Origin of the sequence: Planotetraspora sp. A-T 1434, from assembly GCF_025420585.1 — a bacterium.
Classification (GTDB): domain Bacteria; phylum Actinomycetota; class Actinomycetes; order Streptosporangiales; family Streptosporangiaceae; genus JAOEGB01.
The window spans coordinates 1-3,636 of record NZ_JAOEGB010000059.1; the positions used below are offsets into that span (position 1 = coordinate 1).

4 protein-coding genes are annotated in these 3,636 nt (G+C 71.7%); 1 reads left to right on the forward strand and 3 read right to left on the reverse strand.

Going from position 1 to position 3,636, the window contains the following annotated elements; genetic code table 11:
* Nucleotides 1–256: NAD(P)-dependent oxidoreductase (locus N5079_RS34885; RefSeq protein WP_315967906.1), on the forward strand; the 256-nt coding region annotated here is incomplete at its 5' end.
* Nucleotides 257–420: 164 nt separating this feature from the next.
* Here the strand turns inward: N5079_RS34885 and N5079_RS34890 are convergent.
* The 3 genes from N5079_RS34890 to N5079_RS34900 form a co-directional block, all read right to left on the reverse strand.
* Nucleotides 421–621 carry an MbtH family protein gene (locus N5079_RS34890; protein WP_261588501.1) on the reverse strand — a complete coding sequence of 67 codons (201 nt, stop codon included), beginning with the start codon at nucleotides 619–621 and terminating at the stop codon, nucleotides 421–423.
* Nucleotides 622–645: 24 nt separating this feature from the next.
* Complete coding sequence (locus N5079_RS34895; protein WP_261588502.1) at nucleotides 646–2,055, reverse strand: MFS transporter; 1,410 nt, start codon at nucleotides 2,053–2,055, stop codon at nucleotides 646–648.
* Nucleotides 2,052–3,636: condensation domain-containing protein (locus tag N5079_RS34900; protein WP_261588503.1), on the reverse strand; the 1,585-nt coding region annotated here is incomplete at its 5' end. The genes N5079_RS34895 and N5079_RS34900, both read right to left, overlap by 4 nt.

The following is a 3,636-nucleotide window of genomic DNA, read 5'->3' on the forward strand; positions in this document are numbered from 1 at the left end:
TCAGGACGCCCTCGAGGGAGAGTTGCGCCGGGGCCGGATCTCGGCCGTTCTTGACGTGACCGAGCCGGAGGTCACCCCGGCGGACTCGCCGCTGTGGGATCTCCCCAACGTCATCCTCACACCGCACGTGGCCGGCTCCCTGGGCACCGAACTCCTGCGGTTGGGCGCACAGGCCCTGGACGAGGTATGGCGGGTCATCGAGGGAAGACCGCCGCGCCACGCCGTCGAGCCCGCCGCCCTGTCGGTCACAGCCTGACCGGTTGTCTAGAGACTTGATGACGGCAGGACGGGCGGCGCAGGCGGGTCGGCGCGCCATCAAGTAGCCCCGGCCCCCTCGTGGACCTTCGGCTCGGAACGGGTCCGCGAGGGGGTGCCGGTCACAGCTGTGCCGGGCGTCTGTCCCGGCTCTGTTCCGGGTGCCTATGCCGGGTGGTCCATCCGCTCGCGGAGGCTCAGCGGCCGCATGTCGGTCCACACCTGGTCGACGTAGTCCGAGCACTCCTCCTTGGTGCCCTCCTTGCCCACCCGCTGCCAGCCCGCCGGAACCTCATGGGCGGCCGGCCAGAGCGAGTACTGGTCCTCGTCGTTGCGCAGAACTTCGTAACGGGCGTCGTCATTCATGGTGGGGTCCTCTCTCGGGTTCTCTTACACGGATTCGGCGGGGACGTCTTGGGCGGGCCGCCGGGGGAACCGGCGCAAGGTGGGGTTCACGGTGACCAGCACCGTGACGGCAGCGATCCCCGCGGCGCAGACCAGGACCGCCGCGCTGCCCGAGACCACCTCCGTCAGGACGCCGCCCAGCGCCGGCCCCACCGCGCCGGCGGCTCCGGTCAGGATGCCGAGCACACCGCTCAGCCGCCCACGCAGCTCATCGGGGGTCAGCAACAGCTGCTCCGTGATGATCGTTGTGTTCGCGGTCGGCGGCAGCAGGGCCATGGCGAAGAACAACGCGCCCATCACATAGCCGTTGCCGGCGAAGACCGCGACCGGCGTCAACAGCGTCAGCGCCCAGAAAACCCCCGCGATGGACATGTACGGCGTGAGCCTCCGCTGGAGGGAGGGGGCGGCGAGCGCTCCGACGATCCCGCCGACGCCGAGCATGGCCGCCATGACGCCGATCTGCCCCGAAGGCACTCCCCTGGCCTGGGCCAGCACGATCACCACGAGGTAGAAGGCACTGAAGAACAGGTTGAGCACCATCGCACAGATGGCCGTGACCCGGACATGGCGGTGCCCCCACACCCACCGCAGGCCCGACATGATCTCCTGTCCCAGGTGGCCCATCGGGGCCAGAGGGGCCTGCCGCCGCGGCAGGCGGACGAACGCGAGCGTCACCAGCGTCGTGAGATGGGTCAGCAGATCGACGGCGAACGGCACGAACCTGCCCACGGCGAAGAGAAAACCGCCTGCCGCGGTGCCCGCGAGGTGCCCCAGGTTGCTGCGCGCCGAGTTCATCGCCACCGCCGTCGGCAGCTGCTCGTCCGGCACGATGTTGGGCAGCGACGCGTCCTCCGCCGGCTCGAACAGGGCCGAGCAGACGCCGATCACGGCGGCCACCGCCACCAGGTGCGCCACGCTCACGACATTCCAGTAGACCGCCGCGACGAGGCTGGCGGCGGCGATCGCCTGCGCCGCCTCGCAGCCCAGCATGATCGTCTTGCGGTCCCACCGGTCGGCCAGCGCTCCGGCCGGCAGCCCGGCGAGCAGTTGCGCCGCCGCGATCGTGCCGAGCACCAGCCCGGACGTCGCCGCCGAGCCGGTGACCGCGAGCACGAGCAGAGGGAAGGCGATGGTCGCGGCGCTGACGCCGAGCTCCGACGCCGCCCGCCCGCCCCAGAGCAGGCGGTAGTCGCGGTTGCGCGACAGCGGAGCCGCCGGCCCGGCCATCTCGGCCCTCCCCGCGGCGGTCTCGGTCCGGCCGGCACTCTCGGCACCGACCTCGCGCGCCCGGCCGGCACTCTCGGCGCCGACCTCGCCGGCCCGGCCGGCGGTCTTTGCCCTGGCCTTGTCGGTGGTCGTTACTGTGGCGGTCTCGGTGGCCTTGTCGGCGGTCATGGGGCGATCTCCCGGCAGTCGGCCGCGATCCGCCGCAGCGCCTCGGCGAAGTCGCCTGCGACCGACTCCACGGTCGACCTGTCGTACAGATCCGGCCGGTAGTACCACACGAACTCCAGCCGGCCCTCCTGGGCCGCGCCGACCACCTCCAGCGCGTGCGCACCGCGCTCCGCCGGGTCGTGCTCCTGCCCGAGCGCCGTCTGCGGGCCCTGGTAGAGGCTCGCGCCGGGCTCCGCCGACCGCGCGTCCCACTGGCCGAGGTAGTTGAACACCACCTGCGGCCCCGCCGCCGACAGCCGTTCGCGCACCTCGGGAGCGCCGAGGTAGCACAGCGCCCCGAAGCCGAACCCGTTGCCCGGTACGGCCCGCAGTTGCCGGCGTACCGACTTCACCAGGCCCCGCCAGTCATCGTCGGCTGATATGTCGAGGGACACCGGGAAGATCGTGGTGAACCAGCCGACCGTGCGGGACAGGTCGACACCGTCGAGGATGTCCTCCCGGCCGTGGCCCTCCAGCTCGACCGACACCCTGCCCTGACCGGTCCACCGGGACAGCGCCCATCCCAGCGCCGTGAGGAGGACGTCGTTGATCCGGGTGCGGTAGGCGGTGGGCGCCGCGCGGAGCACCGTGTCGGTGTCCTCTGCGCTCAGCCGCACGGACACGGTCCGGGCCGGGCAGGGCTCCGAGGCGGACGCGTGGTCCGTCGGCACGTGATCCGTCGGCAACGGCCGAGCGTCGAGCGCCGCAGCCCAAAGGTCCACCTCGTGGTCCAGGCCGCCGGCGGCGACGTGCTCGCTCAGCCGGTGCGCCCAGTCGAGGAACGACGTCGTCTTGGCTCCGAGCCGTACGCTCTCGTCGCGTGCCGCCTGCTGGTAGGCCGTCTCCAGGTCGTCGAGCATGATCCGCCACGAGACGCCGTCGACCACCAGGTGGTGCGCCACCAGGAGCAGGTGCGGTGGGCGGCCCCGGCCACGGGTGAACAGCACGGCCCGCAGCAGCGAGCCTCGCGTGAGGTCGAAGCCCGCGTGGACGTCGTCGGCGACCTTCTCCATGGCGGCGAACTGCTGGTCGTCGGCCACGTCGGACAGGTCGTGCCGCCGGAGCACCGTCGCCGGCATGGCGGGCGGGTTGTGCTGCCGCCACTCGCCGCCGACCTCCTCGAAGCGCATCCGCAGCGCGTCGTGGTGCGCCACCAGCGCCTCGAGCGCCCGCCGGAGGGCCCGTTCGTCCAGGTCGGCGGTCAGCTCGACCAGGACGGACTGGTTGAAGTGGTGCGGATTGACCAGATGCGTCTGGAAGAACCAATGCTGGATCGGGGTCAGCGGGACCGAGCCGACCACCGGTTGCTCGGCGTCGGCGCCGTGCACCTCGGTGACGACCGGTGCGAGCTCGCTGATGGTCTGATGGATGAACAGGTCCTTCGTGGTCAGCCGGAGCCCGTCCTGACGGGCCCGGGAGACCACCTGGATGCTGAGGATGGAATCGCCGCCGAGCTCGAAGAAGTTGTCCTCCACACCGACTCGTTCGAGACCGAGCACCTCGGCCCAGATGCGGGCCAGCTCCTCCTCGATCGGCCCGCTG

Coding starts and splice junctions, on each gene's coding strand:
- N5079_RS34890 (WP_261588501.1), bottom strand. CDS start 621: ATGAATGACGACGCCCGTTACGAAGTTCTGCGCAACGACGAGGACCAG.
- N5079_RS34895 (WP_261588502.1), bottom strand. CDS start 2,055: ATGACCGCCGACAAGGCCACCGAGACCGCCACAGTAACGACCACCGAC.